The 19,822-nt window shown below is 54.0% G+C and carries 18 protein-coding genes; 8 read left to right on the top strand and 10 right to left on the bottom strand.

From position 1 onward, the window contains the following. Positions 1-49 precede the first annotated feature (49 nt). The gene (locus tag OH144_RS17070) at positions 50-1,129 is read right to left on the bottom strand and encodes a site-2 protease family protein (RefSeq protein ID WP_266203484.1); all 1,080 of its coding nucleotides are present in this window, start codon (positions 1,127-1,129) and stop codon (positions 50-52) included. Between the two features lie 217 nt (positions 1,130-1,346). Here OH144_RS17070 and arfB point away from each other — a divergent pair, with 217 nt between their 5' ends. Both arfB and OH144_RS17060 read left to right on the top strand, forming a co-directional pair. Continuing rightward, positions 1,347-1,760: an alternative ribosome rescue aminoacyl-tRNA hydrolase ArfB gene (gene arfB / locus OH144_RS17065; protein ID WP_266203483.1), complete on the top strand. Its 414-nt coding sequence runs from the start codon at positions 1,347-1,349 to the stop codon at positions 1,758-1,760. An 85-nt stretch (positions 1,761-1,845) separates the two neighbouring features. Next, on the top strand, positions 1,846-2,424 hold the full coding sequence (locus OH144_RS17060; RefSeq protein WP_266203482.1) for a hypothetical protein: 579 nt from the start codon (positions 1,846-1,848) through the stop codon (positions 2,422-2,424). An 88-nt stretch (positions 2,425-2,512) separates the two neighbouring features. Here the strand turns inward: OH144_RS17060 and OH144_RS17055 are convergent, their stop codons facing one another. From OH144_RS17055 to OH144_RS17045, 3 genes are read right to left on the bottom strand one after another with little or no spacing between them, the layout of a single operon-like run. Continuing rightward, on the bottom strand, positions 2,513-2,680 hold the full coding sequence (locus OH144_RS17055) for a hypothetical protein (protein ID WP_266203481.1): 168 nt from the start codon (positions 2,678-2,680) through the stop codon (positions 2,513-2,515). Between the two features lie 31 nt (positions 2,681-2,711). After that, entirely contained in the window at positions 2,712-2,876 is a 165-nt protein-coding gene (locus OH144_RS17050; protein ID WP_266203480.1) for a hypothetical protein, read from the bottom strand. Between the two features lie 60 nt (positions 2,877-2,936). Then, a complete protein-coding gene (locus OH144_RS17045; RefSeq protein ID WP_266203479.1) occupies positions 2,937-3,104 on the bottom strand; it encodes a hypothetical protein in 168 nt (55 codons plus the stop codon). 535 nt (positions 3,105-3,639) lie between these two features. Here OH144_RS17045 and OH144_RS17040 point away from each other — a divergent pair. Beyond that, positions 3,640-4,470, top strand: a complete 831-nt coding sequence (locus tag OH144_RS17040) for a cyanophycinase (protein WP_266203478.1) — start codon at positions 3,640-3,642, stop codon at positions 4,468-4,470. A 342-nt stretch (positions 4,471-4,812) separates the two neighbouring features. Here OH144_RS17040 and OH144_RS17035 read toward each other — a convergent pair whose 3' ends face one another. Further along, complete coding sequence (locus OH144_RS17035) at positions 4,813-5,706, bottom strand: NAD(P)/FAD-dependent oxidoreductase (protein WP_266203477.1); 894 nt, start codon at positions 5,704-5,706, stop codon at positions 4,813-4,815. Positions 5,707-6,055: 349 nt separating this feature from the next. Here OH144_RS17035 and OH144_RS17030 point away from each other — a divergent pair, with 349 nt between their 5' ends. Both OH144_RS17030 and OH144_RS17025 read left to right on the top strand, forming a co-directional pair. Next, a complete protein-coding gene (locus OH144_RS17030) occupies positions 6,056-7,294 on the top strand; it encodes an OmpP1/FadL family transporter (RefSeq protein WP_266203476.1) in 1,239 nt (412 codons plus the stop codon). Between the two features lie 15 nt (positions 7,295-7,309). Beyond that, a complete protein-coding gene (locus OH144_RS17025; RefSeq protein ID WP_266203475.1) occupies positions 7,310-8,653 on the top strand; it encodes an SGNH/GDSL hydrolase family protein in 1,344 nt (447 codons plus the stop codon). Positions 8,654-8,832: 179 nt separating this feature from the next. Here the strand turns inward: OH144_RS17025 and polA are convergent, their stop codons facing one another. Beyond that, positions 8,833-11,682 carry a DNA polymerase I gene (polA, locus tag OH144_RS17020; protein WP_266203474.1) on the bottom strand — a complete coding sequence of 950 codons (2,850 nt, stop codon included), beginning with the start codon at positions 11,680-11,682 and terminating at the stop codon, positions 8,833-8,835. Between the two features lie 303 nt (positions 11,683-11,985). On the opposite strand from polA, the gene OH144_RS17015 reads away from it, so the two are divergent. From OH144_RS17015 to OH144_RS17005, 3 genes are all read left to right on the top strand, one after another. After that, entirely contained in the window at positions 11,986-12,384 is a 399-nt protein-coding gene (locus OH144_RS17015; RefSeq protein ID WP_266203473.1) for a hypothetical protein, read from the top strand. A gap of 34 nt (positions 12,385-12,418) precedes the next feature. Further along, positions 12,419-12,751: a hypothetical protein gene (locus OH144_RS17010; protein ID WP_266203472.1), complete on the top strand. Its 333-nt coding sequence runs from the start codon at positions 12,419-12,421 to the stop codon at positions 12,749-12,751. Positions 12,752-12,943: 192 nt separating this feature from the next. Beyond that, positions 12,944-14,320 carry a sigma-54-dependent transcriptional regulator gene (locus tag OH144_RS17005; RefSeq protein ID WP_266203471.1) on the top strand — a complete coding sequence of 459 codons (1,377 nt, stop codon included), beginning with the start codon at positions 12,944-12,946 and terminating at the stop codon, positions 14,318-14,320. A gap of 8 nt (positions 14,321-14,328) precedes the next feature. On the opposite strand, the gene OH144_RS17000 is transcribed toward OH144_RS17005, so the two are convergent. The 4 genes from OH144_RS17000 to OH144_RS16985 all read right to left on the bottom strand — a co-directional run bounded on the left by OH144_RS17000 (position 14,329) and on the right by OH144_RS16985 (position 19,621). Further along, the gene (locus tag OH144_RS17000; RefSeq protein WP_266203470.1) at positions 14,329-16,953 is read right to left on the bottom strand and encodes an ATP-binding protein; all 2,625 of its coding nucleotides are present in this window, start codon (positions 16,951-16,953) and stop codon (positions 14,329-14,331) included. A 789-nt stretch (positions 16,954-17,742) separates the two neighbouring features. After that, positions 17,743-18,528 carry a TPM domain-containing protein gene (locus OH144_RS16995; protein WP_266203469.1) on the bottom strand — a complete coding sequence of 262 codons (786 nt, stop codon included), beginning with the start codon at positions 18,526-18,528 and terminating at the stop codon, positions 17,743-17,745. Positions 18,529-18,536: 8 nt separating this feature from the next. Beyond that, complete coding sequence (locus OH144_RS16990) at positions 18,537-18,974, bottom strand: TPM domain-containing protein (protein WP_266203468.1); 438 nt, start codon at positions 18,972-18,974, stop codon at positions 18,537-18,539. A 68-nt stretch (positions 18,975-19,042) separates the two neighbouring features. Next, on the bottom strand, positions 19,043-19,621 hold the full coding sequence (locus OH144_RS16985) for a LemA family protein (protein ID WP_266203467.1): 579 nt from the start codon (positions 19,619-19,621) through the stop codon (positions 19,043-19,045). Positions 19,622-19,822 lie beyond the last annotated feature (201 nt).

Genomic DNA, 19,822 nt, shown 5'->3' with positions numbered 1-19,822 from the left:
CGTATAGTCCCGGCATTAAATGCACTTTTAAAGCAGCGGTCGACAACCGCTAGTGCATCAGCGCCGATTTGATCATGATGAACTCGTTGATGTTATCGGTGTTGATAACGCCGGCCAGGCGACCGTTCTCGAGCACAGGGTAAAGCGGCACGCGTGTTTTCTGTAGCTCGGTATAGGCGTCGGAGAGCTTGTCGTGCACGTTAAACGTCTTCACTTCCCCCGACATGACCTTGACCACGGGCGTCTCCATCTGCTCCTCTTTTACCGCTTGTATCAGCTGTGAGCGCGTTAAGGTGCCTACCACCATGCCTTCCTCCTCCACTACGAACTCATGCTCAGAGCCGGTAAGCAGTTTGTTCAGCGCATCACGTACAGTGTCAGTGGGGGCAAGCGTCACAAAATTGGTAATCATGCCCTCCCGTACAACATGGCCGCGCAGAAAGTCGAGGTGCTGTACCACCACGTTCTCCGAGTAGGCTCCGAAAAACACGAAAGCACCGATCAGGATAAGAAAGGGGTTGTAGAACAAACCGATGAACACGAAGAAAATCGCCAGCAGCTGGCCCAGGTTGGCCGCAATCTGCGTGGCCCGCACACGCCCCAGCTTAAAGGCCAGCAGCGCCCGCAGTACCCGGCCGCCATCCATCGGAAAGGCCGGTATGGCATTGAACACCACCAGGACCACGTTCACAAAGAGCAGCAGGTAAAGGAAGTTCGCAGGCGTAATGCGCAGGAAAAACTCCTCGTCGGGCGTGGCTGAGAACGAGGGCAGCACCAGCCAGAGCATAAGCGCGATCACCACGTTTACGGCAGGGCCAGCCAGGGCAACCAACAGCTCCTGCTTCGGCTTTTCGGGCATCTTCTCCAGGCTGGCCACGCCGCCAATGGGTAGCAGCGTAATCATTTTAGTGCTGATGCCGTAGTGCCTGGCCGTAAGGGCGTGCCCCAACTCGTGCAGCACCACACAGAAGAAGACTGCAAGTACAAACCCCACGGCCAAAAATATGGTTGCCGTATCGCTGCCGCGCTGTGCCTCGGTAAAAGCCACCCACCCCAGCAAGAGTGCAAAGGTCCAGTGCACGAGTATTTTTATGCCTGCAATCCTGCCTAAGTTCAGCGACCACTTCATCAGCTTTATACTTTAGTTCTCAGTGGAATAACGCACTACGCAAGCCTAATGTTTACACAGCTCGCCCAGCCCGCCACAAAGCATAAGCCACGGTGCCGGTAAATGTTTTTTCATACTTTTGATAACAGATGAGTAGCTTTAGCCGCTGTCGCCCGTAAACGCCGCACGGGGACTGGGTGCAGGCGCTCACGTACTACAACGTATAAATCCGGAGGAAATGGCAAACTTAGAAGAGAGAGGGCTGGAACGGGAACTGCAGTTTCAGGCATCGCGGAGTGGCGGGGCCGGCGGGCAGAACGTGAACAAGGTGAACACCAAGGTGGAGCTGCGGTTTCAGGTGGAGGGCTCGGAGCTGCTGACAGAGGAGGAAAAGGCGCTGGTGCAGGAGAAGCTCGGCAGCCGCATCAACAACGAAGGCTACCTGCAGGTAGTGTGCCAGACCGAGCGCAGCCAGCTACAGAACAAGGAGCTGTGCGTGCAGCGGTTTTACGAGCTGCTGCGGCAGGCGCTCACCCGGCAAAAGAAGCGCAAAGCCACCAAACCCACCCGCTCCAGCGTGCGCCGCCGCCTGGAGGGCAAGAAAAAACAGGCCGATAAAAAAGCGAGCCGCGGCTTCCGGGGCGATTTTTAGTACAATTTATTACGCACTACCCTTGCTCCTGCTGCGTTAGGTAAGATATTTGCGACAACAGCATCAGCGTTTTTCACCCTTATTTATGATCAAGAGATTACTGTTTTTGGCTTGCCTTGTTTTTGGCGTAAGTATGGCCGCCCAGGCCCAGAAGTATAGAACGGCGGCGGGCGTGCGCCTGGAGAGTGACCGCTTTGGCGTAAGCCTGCAACAGAAACTGCACGAGAGAGGCACCCTGGAGGGCATTGTGCAGGTGGGCTCGCGCGAGTACAGCGGCACCGTGCTCTACGAGTGGCACCGCCCCATCCTGGGCAAGCGCTTTAACTATTACCTGGGCGCAGGCGGGCACATCGGCAACCTGAAGGATAGCGGCGTTTTTACCGGCGTAGACGCCATTCTGGGGGTAGAGTACAAGGTCAATGGGCTGCCGTTCCTGCTCTCAGCCGACGTGAAACCGGCCGTGCACATCAACCACGATGACTGGGTGCACCTCTCCTCCGGCGTATCTATACGCTATGTTATCGTGAAGGAGAAAAAGGAGAAAAAGAAGTTGTGGCCCTTTGGCAGGCAGGCCGACAACGATGACAGAAAAAAGAAGAACCGCAGACAGGAGGAACCACAGCAGCCCCGCATCCTTGATATCTTCAAGAAAAAGGACAACTAGTAGAAGGGCGCTATACGCTTAGCGCCTGTGCATACTCATCGGTCCTGATTTATATAATTAGTAACAAAGGAAGGAAGAACCAGAGACCTCAGCCTATGGTGGAAGTATAGGCTGAGGCTGGTGCAGGGGTAGCAGTGGCAAGCAACTGCTGGCGCGCAGCCACCTGGGCTGGGTAGTCGGTCATGGGCCGTAGGATGTCTTTACCGGCAAGGTAGAGGCTCACAAGTATGGCGACGATCAGGAACAGGATTTTCATAGTTTTATTTTTTTTGCTGATCTGTCCGGACTTAGGCGCGGTTGGCCACCACTTCTACCACAGGCAGCAGGTTCGGCTGCGACTTATACTTGTTCAGCTCCAGGCGCTCGCTGATTTCTTTGGTTTCGCTGGCGGATTTCTTAATGGTGGCGCCAACAGCCAGCAGGATAACGAAGATTAGGATTACGATTTTCATGGTTGTATTTTGATTTGGAGTTTTAGGTATAGGTTAAGAATTGGTCGGATGCGCTGTGCCTTACTTAAGTGCTGGGGCAACGATCTCTACTTCTGGCAGCAGGTTAGGGTAGCGCTTATATTCGTTCAGCTCGATGCGCTTCTTTACTTGCTCCATTTCATCAGCTGACTTTTTGATGGAGGCTCCCATGCCAGTCATTAATGCGAGGATTACGATTACGATTTTCATAGTAGTAGATATTTAAAGGTTTTAGTTTCTTTATCGTTTCTGACTTAATAGATAGCGGCTGGAGGCATATGGTTGCTTGGGCTGCTATAATTTTTTTTATTTCTGATTGTGGTATTACACGTTGTGTGCCAAACTGCATAACTAACTGTGAAACAGTTATTTAAGCTTAAAACCCTGTCTTGTACGGTATAAAAACTGTCCGCTGTCGAACACTTTGCTGTACGCCACCGAACAGTTTATTGCGCCCCTCCTGCAGCTCCTAGTAAATAAGCATATTTCATTCTGCCGCAGGGGTTGCTCAGAGGCATAATGTGGGGCATAGCGCAGGCTCCAGGTCAGCCACCTGGCAGGGCAGGAGCCGCGGCACGTACAGCCTGCAAGTATAAATCCTAAGTATGGAATATAGCTGCCCTGCTCTTTCTTTTGAATTGGTAATCAGTGCTATAGGAGAAGGGTGCGGCAAAGGCAGCTGAAACGAATCAACCTCATCATAATTTATATAGTATAAGAAGGCAGTTTAAGTGCAAAAGAACCTATGAAGCCAGTGAAAGGAACATTGATAGCGTTGGGTGGAGGAGATGATGATGGCTTGATCAGGCTGATCAGGTCGGAAGTGTGCAGCCTGAGCTCCCGCATAGAGGTAATCGCAACGGCTACACCCCGGATTCTGGATGCAATAAATTCGGGTAAGGCCTATAAAGAGGCATTTGAGGAATTAGGCTGCGCCAATGCCCATTTTATGCATATAGACGAGCAAAACCCCGCCGATACACCCGAGCACCTGGAGCGCATCCGCCAGGCCGATGTCGTGTTCTTTACCGGCGGTGACCAGGTACGGCTGGCCAGTTTCCTGAACGGTACTGAGTTGTTGCGTCTCATGCGCCACCGCTACCGCACCGAGAACATCATCATCTCGGGCACCAGCGCCGGCGCCGCCATCATGTCCGACAGCATGATCTACGATGGCTACGGCCACTACTCGCTCATAAAAGGCGAAATGAAGACCACGGAGGGCTGCTCCTTCATCAAGAATGTATACATCGACACCCACTTTGCAGAACGGGGGCGCTTTGGCCGCCTGGCGCATGCCGTTGCCCATGATCCGGAGTATGTAGGCATCGGGCTGAGCGAGGAGACAGGCATCATCATCAAGGAGGGCGACCAGGTGGAGGTTTTTGGGCCGGGCGTGGTAACGGTTATAGATGCCAGCGAGATACGGTTCTCCAATACCCGCGAGGTGAACGACAACGAACCTATAGCCGTGGAGAACCTTAAGATGCACCTGCTGGTGCATGGCTACCGTTACTGCCTGCGCGAACGTCTCTTTCAGGCGGTGCCGCAGGAGCCGAGCGAGGAGGTGGTGTAGAAAGAGGGGGTTATCTGTAATACCCAGGTTGCGCTTTACTAATGCAGTGCAGGTGTAAACCCACCCCAACCCCTCCAAGGAGGGGAATCACCTACTCTTTTGCGAAATTCTCCTCCTCTGGACTAGCCAAAACGCGAGTTTTGAGCTAGCGAGCGCAGCTCTCAGGAGTGGGTGAATCGCACGTGAGTTGTATAGTTGGTGTAGCCTCAGAAAAGGGTTTCGCAAAAAAGGAGATTTGCTTATAGTGGACTATACCTCTTCTCCATTCCCAGCCCCCATATTTTCTAACCTTCTAACTTTTTAACTTTCTAACTCCCAAACTCTTCAACCCTCTAACTTTCATCACTTTCTGTCCTCCTGTTGCAGCTCCATGTTAATGGCTACGCCGGCTTTGGCGCCTTCGGCGGCGGCTACGATAACCATCTGCATGTCGCGGGCGGCGTCACCGGCCACAAAAAGGCCCGGGATGTTGGAGTGCTGTTGCCTTCTGGTCTTGATCACGCCTTTGTTGGTAAACTCACAGCCCAGCTGCTCGCCCAGATCTGATTGTTGTTTGGTGCCCAGCGAGAAGAACATGGCCTGCTGCGGGCGCTTTTCCCCGTTGCCCAGCACAATGTGCTGCAAAGCGCCGTCCTCGCCCTCCAGCCGCACAATCTTCTCCCGCTGCACCTTTACCCCGTTTCGCTCCAGCAGCTCCAGGTCATCGTGGCGCAGGCTGTCGGTGCCGTCGGTGTAGAGGGTTACATCGTCGCTCCAGTTCTTCATGGCCAGGGCCTGGCCAATACCTTTGCGCTCGCGGCCATACACGGCAATGGCTTTGTCGCGGCTTTCCCAACCATCGCAGTAAGGGCAGTGGTGTACACTTTTGCCGTACAGCTCCTCCACCCCCTCCAGTTCAGGCAGTCTGTCTTTCAGGCCTGTGGCCAGCAGCAGCTTACGCGAGCGGTATACTTTGCCATGCTCATCGTTCACTACAAACTCGCCTTTGGTATAGGTAGCGCTTTCTATCACCACATCCACCAGCTCCACCTCATACTTCGCCAGCTCGGCCCGGCCTTTCTGTATGAATTCGCGCGGGTCCATGCCATCGCTCGACAAAAAGCCGTTCATGTTCTGCGACCAGCGGTTGCGTGGTTTGCCACTATCAAACACAACCACTTTGCGGCGCGAGCGGCCCAACAGCATGGCCGCATTTAGCCCCGCAGGCCCGCCGCCTATAATAATTACATCGTACATGTCGTTTGCTTTCGGTTCAGGAGTTTTATAACGCAGGGCAGCTAAATAAGATAGAGCCTGTGACAGGATAATGTTATACTTTACCGCTGTAGCCCTTATTTGCCGCCCGTATTGCCAGTTTATACTTTGCTGAGGCGCGGAGGCCCTTCAACAATGACAAGGGCAGGTATGAACTGATACATTGAATGTGATAAAAAATGCCCTGATGAGCTGTGAGTACAGGAAATGCTCCCTTTATACCTGTTTTTCGACTCATTCTTAAAAATATTTGAAAAAACATTGTGAGCCGATGGAATAAACATATATTTGTTTAGAGCAATTATCTCCCTACAATAACTAATTAAACCTTATGAAAAGCAGAATTTTAGCCTTACTAGGTGGCACGCTTCTGTCAGCGTCGGCCATGGCCGGCGGCTATCAGGTAAACCTGGCCAGCCAGCGGCAGATAGGTATGGGTCATACAGGAACAGGCTTGGTAACCGGCACATCCAGTATCTTCTTTAACCCGGGTGCTATGAGCCATCTGCGTGAAAACGGCGTTACAATCGGTGCAAGTGCACTGGTTTCTAAAATTGCGTACCGGGCACTGGAGCCGGGAAATGCGGAGGCAGAGGTAGATAACCCTGTGAAAACGCCTTTTCAGGTGTATGCCGTGTATGGCATAAATGACAAGCTGAAGGCAGGTATTGGGGTGTATACACCATTTGGTAGCACGGTAAGGTGGGGCGATGAGTGGCCGGGCCGCTTCGGCCTGAATGAGCTCTCGCTGCAGGCTATTTTTGTGCAGCCTACCCTGAGCTACCAGATTACGGACAAATTAGGCGTGGGTGCCGGCCTGGTGTTGGCGTTTGGTAGCGTAAACCTGCAGAAAACGCTTCCGGTGCAGGGCCAGGACGGCCAGGAAGGACAGATTGAGCTGGACGGCGACGCGAACACTGCTGTTGGCTTCAATGCTGGTATCTTCTTCAAGCCTTCAGAAAAACTGTCGCTGGGCCTGAACTACCGTTCCGAAGTAAAGATGGAACTGGAGAATGGCGACGTGACCTTTTCCAACATACCTGCGGCCGCCTCGGGTAACTTTCAGCCAGGCACGCAGTTCTCTGCTTCCCTGCCAATGCCTGCCACTCTTAGCTTTGGTGTAGGCTTTACGCCAACCGAAAAACTGACATTGGCCGCAGACTTAAGCCATGTGGCCTGGAGCGCCTATGAGCGCCTGCAGTTCGACTTTACCAAGCCTGTTGCAGGCAATACCTCCTCCGTAAACGAGCGTAACTACGAAGATGCCTTTATCTACCGTATAGGCGCTGAATATATGGTAACTGATGCCCTTGCCCTTCGTGGCGGTGCTTACCTCGATAAAACGCCGGTTCAGGACGGCTACCTGACCCCTGAGACGCCGGATGCCGACTCGCGCGGCCTCTCCGTTGGCCTGGGTTACACCATTTCCGACAATATCAGCCTTGATGCCTCTTTCCTGTACATCAACAAGAAAGAGAGAACTGACCTTGCTAACAAGTCCAATGGTATTGGCGGCACTTTCAAGTCAATCGCTTACATCCCTGGCCTTGGTCTCAACTTCTCATTCTAATTTCTTCTGAAGAACATGAAAAATTCATTTTATAAAACCGGTGCGCTGGCGCTTTTTGCCAGTGTGCTGCTTACAAGCTGCGACCCTGAGGTTGATGGCACAGCGCCGTCGAAAGGGGAAGCTGATTTTGCGACATATGTCGCCTTAGGTAACTCGCTAACAGCAGGTTTCCAGGATGGCGCTCTTTACAGTGAAGGGCAGGTAAATTCTTACCCGGTTATTCTGGCGCAGCAGTTCCAGGCTGTTGGTGGCAGCAGCACTTTTACCCAGCCGCTGATGGCAGAGGGGGTGAGTGCCGGTACACCTGGTGCTAATGGTGTACCGCAGGCATTAGTGCTAGCGCCATCTACTAACTGCGCAGGAGAGGTGTCTTTATCGCCAAAGGTACCAGGTTATGGGGATATGTCTGTTTTTGCACGGCCTGCCAACCAAGGGCCTTACAATAACTTAGGGGTGCCGGGTGCGAAGGCGATGCACCTGCTAGCTCCAGGTTATGGGAATCCTTCCGGATTGGCAACTCAACCCGCCACAGCGAACCCTTTCTTTGTAAGGTTCGCTACGTCGCCCAATACAAGTGTGCTTGCTGATGCTATGGCGCAGGATCCGACTTTCTTCACCCTTTGGATTGGAAACAACGATGTGCTGGGCTATGCCTTATCAGGAGGAACGGGAGAAGAGCCTACTGCTCCAGCCATGTTCGGAGGAGCTATAAATATGATTCTGACGCAATTGGCAAAAGATGCCCAGGGAGCGATAGCCAACATTCCGGATGTGAGTAAGATACCGTATTTTACCACTGTACCCTATAACGCCTTGGATTTGGATGCCGAGAAAGCAGCTCAATTATCCGGCTATTACAAGCAAATGGACCCTGCCACGGAGATATCCTTCAAAGCCGGCAAAAATCCTTTTGTTATCAAAGAGGACGGTGTTGTAAGGCAAATCAAGCCGACGGAGCTTATACTTATGACAGTGCCTGCGGCTCAGATATGCGAGGGCCTGGGCTCGCTCATCCCGATTGAGGATCAATATGTTTTATCAGAGGCTGAGCTTAAGAAGATCGCAGACGCGACGCAGGCCTATAATACGATTCTAAAGGATGCCGCCAATACGTATAGCCTGGCCCATGTAGATTTTAATGCTTACCTGAACAGGCTGGCAAGCGGGATCAAAATTGATGAAGTAACATATGCACCTACCATGGTTACAGGTAATGTATTCAGCCTAGATGGTATACACTTTACGCCACGCGGAGCGGCGATAGTGGCCAACGAGTTTATTAGTGCGATCAACGCCAAGTATAATGCAAACGTACCTGCCGTAGACATTACAGAGTACCGCACAGTGCTGCTCCCTTAACCAAGGAATGTATAATCAACAAAAAAAGCACCTCCCAAAGGAGGTGCTTTTTTTGTTAGTCTGAATCAAGATTTACAGGATTAGTATGTTCAGAAGCGAGGTATGAGCAGGGCAATTAGTACAGTCTCTATACACTGCGGAACATCCTGCCCATCCAACAATCCTGCAGCTCCAGCTCCTTAATGCGCTTCCAGCCAGTTGTCGCCTACACCCAGGCCAACTTCCATGGGCACGCTGAGCGGGAGGGCATTGGTCATCAGCTCCACAATTTTTGGCGTCACGATCTCGATTTCCTCTTTCGGGGCGTCGAACAACAATTCGTCATGTACCTGCAGGATCATGCGCGTCTGCAGCTTCTCCTGGCGCAGGTAATCGTGTATGTTGATCATGGCGATCTTGATGATATCAGCGGCGGTACCTTGGATAGGCGCGTTGATGGCGTTGCGCTCGGCAAAGGCACGGATGGTTTGGTTGCGCGAGTTAATGTCGCGGAGGTAGCGGCGGCGGCCCAGCAACGTTTCGGCGTACTCCAGCTCACGGGCTTTCTCAATGGTGGTATCCATGTACTCCTTCACGGCCGGGAACTCGTGGAAGTATGCTTCAATGATATCGGCGGCCTCGCGGCGCGCAATGCCCAGGCGCTCTGCCAGGCCAAAGGCCGAAATGCCGTAGATGATGCCGAAGTTTACCGTCTTGGCCTTGCGGCGCATCTCGCTGTCCACCTGCTCCAGGGGCACATGAAACACCTTGCTGGCCGTGGAGGCGTGAATGTCCAGCCCATTCTTGAAGGCTTCCTTCATGGTGGGGTCGCCGCTGAAATCAGCCATAATGCGCAGCTCAATCTGCGAGTAGTCGGCGGAAATGATCTGGTGCTTGCTGTCACGGGCTACAAAGGCCTTTCGGATCTCGCGCCCGCGCTCTGTGCGGATCGGGATGTTCTGCAGGTTCGGGTTCGTGGAGCTGAGGCGGCCTGTGGCCGTCACCGCCTGGTTAAAGGAAGTATGCACACGGCCATCTAGCTCGCACACCAGCTGCGGCAGCGCATCAATGTACGTGGATTTCAGCTTCGTGAGCTGGCGGTGGTCCAGAATAAGCCGGACAATCTCATGCTCGCCCGCCAGTTTCGACAGGATCTCCTCGCCGGTGGCATGTTGCCCGGTTTTGGTTTTCTTGATCTTGGATTTGCCGTGCAGCTCCAGCCTGTCAAACAGGATCTCGCCCAACTGTTTTGGCGACCCGATGTTAAACTGGGTGCCGGCAATCTCGAAAATGCGCTTCTCTATGTTGATGATCTCGCTCTCGAGCTGCGTGGAGAAATCAGCCAGGGCCTCGGAATCAATTCGCATGCCCTCGTTTTCCACGTCGGCCAGCACTTGCACCAGCGGGTTCTCCACATCGCGGAACAGCTTCATCAGGCCCTGTTCCTGCAGTAGCGGTTCAAAGTATAACTTCAGGCGCAGCGTTACGTCGGCATCCTCGCAGGCATAGTCTTTTACCTCCTCCGGCTCCAGGTCGGCCATGGTTTTCTGGTTCTTGCCTTTCGGGCCGATCAGGTCGGTGATGGGTACCGGGCTGTAGTTAAGGTAGGTTTCGGCCAGCACGTCCATGTTGTGGCGCATCTCGGGCTCCAACAGGTAGTGCGCCAGCATGGTGTCAAAGATCGGCCCCTGCACCTCTATTTTATACTTCTTCAGCACCAGGATATCGTACTTGATGTTCTGGCCAACCTTAGCGATGTTCGGGTTCTCCAGCACCGGCCGGAGCTCATCTAGAATACGTTGGGCCTCCTCCAGATTGTGAGGCGGCACCGGCACGTAATAGGCCTCACCGGGGCGGTAGCAGAATGACATGCCCACCAGCTTGGCCGTGATCGGGTCTATGCCGGTGGTCTCGGTGTCCCAGGAGATTTCCTCCTGCTTTAAAAGGTACTGCACCAGGCTTTGGCGCAGCTGGGGGGTATTGATGAGGTGGTAGTCGTGCAGCGTGGTTTTTATACTTTGCATCGTGGCCGGAATGGCGTCTTCGGCCACTTCAGCAGCTTCTGCAGCAGCGGCAGGAGCACCGAAAAGCGACGTTTGGTTAGCGGCCGCGGCCTTGCCTTTTCTGCTTCCCTTAGCGGCGGGCGCGGCAACAGCTGTCTCGCCCAGGCTCTTGCCCAGTACGCGCTGCGTCAGCTGCCGGAACTCCAGCTCGGCAAACAGCTCCGCCACGCGCTCCTCGTTCGGGCCGTCGAAATGCAGGCCCTCCTCACTAAACGGAACCGGCACATCGCAATGTATGGTCGCCAGCTCCTTCGACATCATGCCCTGGTCAGCAAACTTCTCCACGTTCTCTTTCTGCTTGCCCTTCAGCTGGTCGGTGTTGGCGAGCAGGTTCTCCACGGAGCCGAAGCGTTGGATCAGCGATTTTGCTGTTTTCTCGCCGATACCGGGTATGCCCGGGATATTGTCCACGGCATCGCCCTGCAAACCAAGTATATCAATTACCTGCTCCACGCGCTCAATCTCCCATTTCTCCAGCACCTTTTGCACGTCCCATACTTCGATGGCATTGCCCATGAAGGCGGGCTTGTACAGGAAGATGTGCTCGGTTACCAGCTGGCAGTAGTCCTTGTCGGGCGTCATCATGTACACATCGAAACCCGCTTTCTCGGCCTTCTGCGCCAGCGTGCCGATGATGTCGTCGGCCTCGTAGCCATCCATGATGAGCACCGGGATATTAAAAGCCTCCACTATCTTCTTACAGTAAGGGATGGCAATGGAGATATCCTCGGGCTGGGCCTGCCGGTTTGCCTTATAGTCGGCGAAGTTGTCGTGGCGGAAAGTCTTGGCGGCCGAGTCGAAGGCTACGCCGATGTGGGTGGGCTGCTCCTTCTGCAGTACCTCTACCAGGGTGTTGGTAAAGCCAAGGGCGGCGCCGGTGTTCATGCCTTTGGAGTTGATGCGCGGGTTCTTGCTGAAGGCAAAGTGCGCGCGGTAGATCAATGCCAGGGCATCTAGCAGGAAAAGTTTCTTTCGTGGTTCGCTCATGGGGCTAATTTAGTCATTTTCGGGCTAATGAGTGGCACAGCCTCTGGCGGCGGCCTCCTGGTTTATACTTTAACCATACGCGGCAGGTTAGGCTACCCCGCCACTGCCCCTGTTACGATACAGCCTGCGGGCGCTTCTCTACAAACTGTAGAAAATATCAGCAAAACAACAAAATGGCTAATAAAATTTTAAACCATGACCATGTACTGGTAATCAGTGAGTTGCGTGTGTTTTTGGTTTCTGGCACAGTTATCTCATAAGGGAATGGCAGAACAGAACATATTTATAAACTGAACTAACACCATGAAAAAAGTAACTGTACTAGCGTTTGCCTTCGCGGCATTCGGATTTATATCAACTGAAGCAACAGCACAAACTCAAACTAACCCTTCTACGCAGCAGTCACCACAGTCAGAGCAGGTGCAGCAGGGGCAGCAGGATGCCAACAAGCAGCAGATCACAGAAGAGGAGCTGCCTGAGGGCGTAAAGCAGGCGCTGCAGAACGACGCCCTGAAAGACTGGCAGGTAAGCGAAGTATACAAAGTAGCTCCAGACGCTGCAGCCGGTGCTGAAGCTAAAGCCACTTACGAGGTCTTCTTCACCAACGCTGAGCAGAAGAAAGCCGTAGCCCGTTTCGACGAGACTGGCAAGCCGGTAGCACAGGCAGCGGCAGCTGAGGCGGCAGGAGAAGTTAAAGAGTAACCCTTACCATCATTAACCCTAGAAATCTATAATTATGAAAAAGATAAGCGTATTAGCATTCGCCTTCGCGCTGGTTGGCTTTACAGCCCAGGCGCAGGAAGTAGCCACTGAAAATGCCCAGCAGCCTGCCCAGCAGGAGCAGGCCCAGCAAGGGAAGCAGAAAGTTGCCCCTGATGAACTGCCGGATGCCGTGAAGCAGGCCATTACGACAGGCGAGGAGTACCAGGGTCTGACACTGGGCGAGACGTACAAAGTGCAAGGTGCCGAGGAAGGAGCCCCAGCTACCTATGAGGTGCAGTTTATTAACGGCGAAGAGCAGCCGGTAGTGGTTCGTTTCGACGAGACTGGCAAGAAAATAGAAAGCTAGTATACTACCAACGCTTTATATATAATCTACAGGACAGCCCCCGTTGTAAGACGGGGGCTGTCCTGTTTTATGTCTAGCGAAAAAGGAGTTATATTGGCGGTTTATCGGACGGGTAGAACATAAAGCAGGTAGAAATCGTTACTAAGTAGCTTCCTGCATCACCCGGCGGGTAGTAATACGGAGATTCCAACTATGCCAAAAATACTTCTGATTGATGACGATCCAGCTTTCTGCCTGATGCTGAGGGGCTTCCTGCAGCGCCAAGAGTATGAGGTAGCCACGGCCTACACCGCAAACGACGGGCTTCGCCAGCTCAAGGGGCAGAGTTTCGACCTGATCCTGACGGACTTCCGGCTGCCGGATAAAGACGGCCTGGAGCTGCTCTCGCAGATACGCGTGCTGACGCAGGAGGTGCCCGTTATCCTGATGACAACCTATGCTGATATCCGCACGGCGGTGAGAGCGATCAAGATGGGCGCCTTCGAATACATCACCAAGCCCATCAACCCCGACGAGACACTGTTGGTCATCAAAAACGCTTTGGCCAAGAAAGCAGAGCCAAAGCAAGGGACAACCGCTATTGCCCAGGCAGGCAGCCTGCAGTTTGTGCGTGGCCAGAGCGCGCAGGCCGAGCAGATAGAGGAGTTTATCTCGCTGGTGGCCCCCACCAACCTTTCCGTGATAATAGAAGGCGAGAGCGGCACGGGCAAGGAGTATGTGGCCCGCATGATACACCAGCAAAGCAAGCGCCATAACAAGCCCTTTATAGCCATAGACTGCGGCGCCCTGTCGAAAGAACTGGCGGGCAGTGAGCTGTTTGGTTATGTGAGAGGTGCCTTTACGGGTGCCCAGAAAGATAAAGAAGGCCAGTTTGAGGCTGCCGAGGGCGGCACCTTGTTCCTGGATGAGATTGGGAACCTGCCTTACGAGGTGCAGGTAAAACTGCTGCGTGCCCTGCAGGAGCGCAAAGTGCGCAAGTTGGGCAGCACTACCGACCAGGATGTGGACGTGCGCGTGCTGGCCGCCACCAATGAGGACCTGGTGCAGGCCGTGTCGAACGGTCAGTTCAGGGAGGATTTATACCACCGCCTGAACGAGTTTAAGATAAACATACCGGCACTGCGCGAGCGCGATGGCGATGTGGTGCTGTTTGCAGACCATTTTCTACAGCAGGCAAACCGCGAGCTGGAGAAGGAGGTGGAGGGTTTTGATGCCGCCGCCGAAGAGGCGCTGCTAAAGTATAACTGGCCGGGTAACCTGCGCGAGCTCAAGAACGTGGTGAAACGGGCTGTGCTGCTTGCTAAGGCTGAGTATGTTACGCTGCAGGAACTCCCGCAGGAGATCGTGTCCTATACGCCTGCACCGGCACAGCAGGCTGCGGTAAGCTATGCCTCGGCACCTGACCCGATGGAGACGGATCTTAAAAGTATAAATGAGCGCAACGAGCGCGAGATGATCATGACCATGCTGGAGCGCGTGAAGTATAACAAGTCCAAAGCAGCGCGCCTGCTAAACATAGACCGCAAGACACTGTACAACAAACTCAAACTTTATAACATCGAGATCTAATCAGTCGCTTAGCCGGCCTCGGCCATCTCGTTTATACTTTGAAGCTCTCGCTGCAGGGCCCGTAACACCTGCTGTACCTGTGGCTGTACTGCCTCCACGGCTTGCTTCAGCACCGTACCCTCCTGATGTCCGGTGTGCAGCGCCTGCTCCAGTTGCATCAAGTGTGGTGTTACCGTGTGGGCTTTCATATGTTTAAAGGCAGTCAGCATCTTGTGTGCCATGTTGCCTGCCGCTTCCCAATCCTGGGTATCGGCAGCTTGCCGCAATTGCTCCAGGTTCTGCTCCTGGTCCTTTACCAGCACCTCCAGCACGGCGGCCAATGCCTGGTGATCATCTCCTGTGAACAGGCGCATCTCACTCAAGTCATACAACTCTTTTGCTTCAGGTGTTGCTGCGGTCTCTGTGACAGTGCCTCTCGCCGCAGGCACGGCTTCCGGAGCGATAGGGTCGGCAGGCAGGGCCTGGGCTATTTTCTGATGCAGTTCCTGTTCTGTAAACGGCTTTAGCACGTGGCCTGTAATAGCGGAGTTCTTAAAGAAACCGGCGTCGTTGCTCAGAATATTGGCCGTGAGAGCGATGATCGGCACCTGCTTATCGAGCTTGCGGATGTTGCGGGCTACGGTTTTACCGCTCATGCCCGGCAACTGAATATCGGTCAAGACGATATCGAACGAATGCTGCTGCACCAGATCCAGTGCCTCCTGCCCATCGTTGGCCAGGTGCACCTGCATGCCCCAACGGCTCAGGATCAGGTTACAAAGGGTGCGGCTGTAGGCATCATCATCCACCACCAGGGCCTTAAGCCCTCTGAATGAAACAGGTAAAGGCGCAGCCTCAGCCGGAGAAGCAGGCAATTCTTCCTGCGATACCTGCATCGGCAGCACGATGGTAAAGGTGGTGCCCTCGTTGGCTGCACTGTTTACGGTAAGTGTTCCGCCTTGCATATCCACCAGCTTTTTACTGATAGAGAGCCCCAGCCCGGTGCCGCCATACTTGCGAAGGATGGAATCATCGGCCTGGTTAAACTCCCCGAACACGTGCTGCAGGCGCTCCTGCGGTATACCTATGCCGGTATCAGCCACAGCTATACTTAAGGCTACGCGGCTACGGCGGCGGCTGCGCAGGCGCACATCTACATGCACCTGCCCCTGGTGGGTAAACTTAATGGCGTTATCCACCAGGTTAAACAGCACCTGCTTCAGGCGCAGCGCATCGGCACACAAGTTGTCAGGTATGGTTGCGTCAACGCTGAGGCTAAGCTGTATATCTTTGCTGGATGCCTTCAAGGCAAAGGCCTGCTCTACCTGCGTGAGGAGCTGGCGCAGGCTGAACGGCGTATGATTTATCTGCAGCTTGCCCGCTTCCATTTTAGAAAGGTCCAGTACGTCGTTCACGATGTGGAGCAGGTGTTGACCGGCCCCGTCTATGGCCTGCAGGTGCTCTGCCTGCTCCGGTTGCAGCGGGGTATGGCGCAACTGTTGCGTAAAGCCCAGCACCACGTTCAGCGGCGTGCGCATCTCGTGGCTCATGTTAGCCACAAAGGCCTCTTTGGCGCGGGCAAGCTTCACGGCTTCCTTCTGGGCCTTTATCAACCTTGATTTATAGTTGTTGCTGCGTGTAAGGTCGCGGAGGATGATGAGGATAAACCCAATGCCACTACCCAGGCCAAGCAAGCCTATGGCGAGCATGATAGTGGATGTCTCCTGGGCCACCTGGCGTGCCTTGGCAGAGTTAAGCTCGGCCTTTTCATGCTCGTGGCGCTCCAGCTCGTGCATCATGGTCCGAATCTGGTCCATCACCTGCTTGTCCTGCTGCAGCAGGGCCAATTCCTTGGCCTGAAGCTTGCGGGCCTGCTCGTCGGCTTCGCGCTGCACGTTATGCAGAATGCGGCGCACCTGGTTGAGGGAGGCAACCGGTACATCGGCTATGCTGGTATCTATCTCCACCTCCTGCTTTACCTGCAGTTGGGGCATAATGACCTTGGGAGGCGGCGGAAGCTCGGTTACGGGCTTTTCCTTTTTGGTGAACAGCTTGCCGAAAAACCCTCTTTTGTCCTCCTTCTCCTCTACCTGTGGGAGCTCCACCTCTACCTCCTCGTCGGTGCCGTTCAGGTTCAGGCGGTCAGAGATGGTGGTCGTGGTGCTCTTGTGGATAGTGGTAGAGAGCGGCTTCTGCCTGGCCGTGGAGGCGATCTGGCGCATGGCCTTGCCGGAGTAGGTATGCTCTTTCTGCTGCTTTTTCAGGGCCACGTACAGGTCCAGGCTCTTGTGCTTTTCCTGCAGCAGCACGGAGATGGAGTCTACCTGCGCGAGTTCCCGGGGGCTGTCCTGCATCAGGTGCTCCAGGGAGTCTATCCGGCTTTGGATGGTGTCGAGGTGGCCCAGGTAAGCTCTAAAATGCTCCTCGTTGGTGGTAAGGGTATAGGCGCGGATGGCACTCTCGGCGGTGGCAATAGTCGAGAGGGTTTGCTGAAGCTCCACCAGTTTATGATTTGGCTGCGAGAGCATTTCCACGGAATCGAGCAGTTTGGTAAAGCTGGAGTAGGTGAGGTAGATGGCTGCCGCCACGATGCTCAGTGCCAGCGTAAAGCCCACCACCACCTTGGTTTTAATGCTATCCCCGAATATCTTCATGTAGCTAAAATACAGTTTTTCGCGATGCCAGCAGGTGGCTTTGGTCCTTATAACGCCATTACAACAGAAATGATTACAGAAGGGTGCCGGTTTGGGGGATTTAGGGTGATTTTATACTTGCCCTCAGCTGTACTTTATACTTCTAGATCGCTTTTCTGGTATGTCGCTTCCCTGGCGCAAGCGTCCGCTTGTGCCCTCGATGAACCGCTGCTTCTGCTCCCGCTGGCGCGGGCTTGCAACCCGTGTCCTTTTATACTTCTACACTTCTACACTTGCCGGTCTATACTTCTCTGAGCCCCTGCTTCCCGCAACTGGAACTTAGCTATACTTGTTAGCTACCGTTCATCCACGGCTTTACAACCTGCATTGTTTCATTTCATACTTTGGTGCTCTCCAGCCCGAGGACTGGGTATCATTTCGATAGCCACGGCTGACGAAGCTTGAACAGAGCTCCCCTCCTTGGCTAAGGAGGGGTAGGGGTGGTTGGACCAGGTACAGCAGAACTCCCTCTCCTGTTTTGGGGTAGGGGCCCTCGAGAAAAGGAGAGGGCTGGGGTGAGGTATAATTCCCCTCCTCGGAGGGGCCAGGGGTGGGTTTATACTTTACCAGTCTAAAAGGCACAAGCGGGCGCTTGCGCCAGAGGCACTAAGCTGCAGCAGAATTTGTACTTTGAAGATAGCTGTGCAGAGGGGCTTATAGAAGCTAAAATGACAAAATAATAAACCGGGCAGCGGCAAAATTTTCCCTTCGCCACTGCCCGGTTTATATTTTATATCATAAGTTATACTTTTACCAACTGCTGCTGGCGCCGCCGCCTCCGAAAGAGCCCCCGCCAAAGCCGCCGAAGCCTCCCCCGCCTCCACCAAAGCCGCCGCCGCCGCCGCCAAACATACCGCCGCCGGAGCGGAAGGTGCCGAAGCCACCGGGCACAATGATAGGGCCGCCGAAGGTACGGGCATAGCGTCTGCCTCCACGGCCTCCACCTCCTCCGCCAATCCTCGAAAGTATAAACACTACCACCATCACCAATATGATGATAAACAGCAGCGATGGTCCGCCTTCGTTTTCACCTAACTGAGACGGGTCGGCCTGATAAGCGCCGCTCGCCAGTTCTATAATAAGGCTGGTGGCCTGGTCGAGGCCCTGGTAGAACTGCCCTTGCGAGAAGGCTGGCTTTAAGGTCCGCTCGGTGATGCGTTTGGCAATGGCATCCGGAATATACTCTTCCAGCCCGTAGCCGGTCTGAATGGTAACAGTGCGCTCCTCCTTTGCTACAAGTATAATAATGCCGTTGTCATACTCGCCGCCGCCCACGCCCCACAGCTCGCCCAGCTCGGCGGCATACTGGTTCGGGTCGTAGCCGCCGATAGAGGTAACCAGCGCCACCGCGATCTGCGTGGAGGTAGTGTCGGCATAATTCACCAGCTTCTGCTCCAGCGCCTGCTCTTCCTGTGCGGAAAGCATGTCGGCGTAATCGTTGACCAGGCGGTTGGGCTTGGCCGGAAAATCGCTGCTTTGCGCAAAGGCTGCCAGGTTTAGAAAACAGAAGTATAGGAAAAGGGATAAGTGCTTCATACGTATACTTATTCTCCGAAGGAGACGTCGTCGCTTAGTTCGTTGGTGTCGCCGTGGCGATCGTAGGGGAAGTGGGTCTTCAGTTGCTGGCCGGCCATGCGGATACCTTGTGCCAGCCCTTCGGCATACTTTTTATGCTTGAAGTGCTTTATCACCTCGGCCGTAATGTCCTCCCAAAAATGATCCGGCACGGTGGCGTTGATGCCGGCATCGCCGAGCACGGCAAACTGGTGGTCTTCCAGGGCTACGTAAAACAGGACCCCATTGCGGAGCTCGGTCTGGTGCATGTGCAGTTCGGCAAACACCTCGGTGGCGCGGTCCAGCACATCCTTATCGCAGTTGCTCTCCACGTGCACCCGTATCTCGCCAGAGGTTTGCTGCTCAGCTTCCTGTATGGCCGCTATTATCTTCTGCTCCTCGGCGGGCGTTATCGTGTCTCTAGGCATAGGTTTGATTGTTGATAGTTAATTGTTGTTAGTGCTCAGAAAAACAATCAGCAACTAACAATCAGCAATTAAAATTCCACCGTAGGAGCCTGCTGGGCGCCGGCCTCTGCTTCGAAATAGCCCTTCCGCTCGAAATCGAACATGCCGGCTATCAGGTTGCGCGGGAAAGAGCGGATGTAGGAGTTATAGTCCTGGACGGTCTCGTTAAACTTGCGCCGTTCCACGGCAATGCGGTTTTCGGTGCCCTCCAGCTGCGCCTGCAGCTCCAGGAAGTTCTGGTTCGCCTTCAGCTCCGGGTATCTCTCTACGGATACCAGCAAGCGGCTCAAGGCACCGCTCAGCTCGCCCTGTGCCTGCTGGAAGCGCTCAATATTCTCGGGGGTGAGGTTGTCGGGGCTGATGTTGACGCTGGTGGCCTTGGCTCGGGCCTCAATCACGTCAGTAAGGGTTTCGCGCTCGAAGTTGGCGGCTCCCTTTACTGTGTTCACCAGGTTCGGAACCAGGTCGGCGCGGCGCTGGTAAGCGTTCTGCACGTTGGCCCATTGGGATTCCACCGTCTCATCTTTCTGCACCATTGTGTTGTAGCCACACGACGACAAGGAACTGATCATCACGAATCCGATGAGGTAAAAAAACAGTCTTTTCATGGTTTTTAGTCTATATTTAAACTATACGCTTTTGTATGCCGGGAAGGCGATATGAGTACGAATTTAACAAACGCTTGTTAGACAAGGGCAGTAAATATGTAAAAATTAACAGGAAGCTATGTTTAAAGGTTTAGAAGTGCCGCCGTTGCAGGCAAGAATTGTCTGTTTTTATTGCGGTGCTACTACCTGGCAGCCTTTACT

This window comes from Pontibacter kalidii (assembly GCF_026278245.1).
In the GTDB taxonomy this organism is placed as follows: Bacteria; Bacteroidota; Bacteroidia; order Cytophagales; family Hymenobacteraceae; genus Pontibacter; species Pontibacter kalidii.
This window is presented reverse-complemented; position numbering and strand designations above follow the sequence as displayed.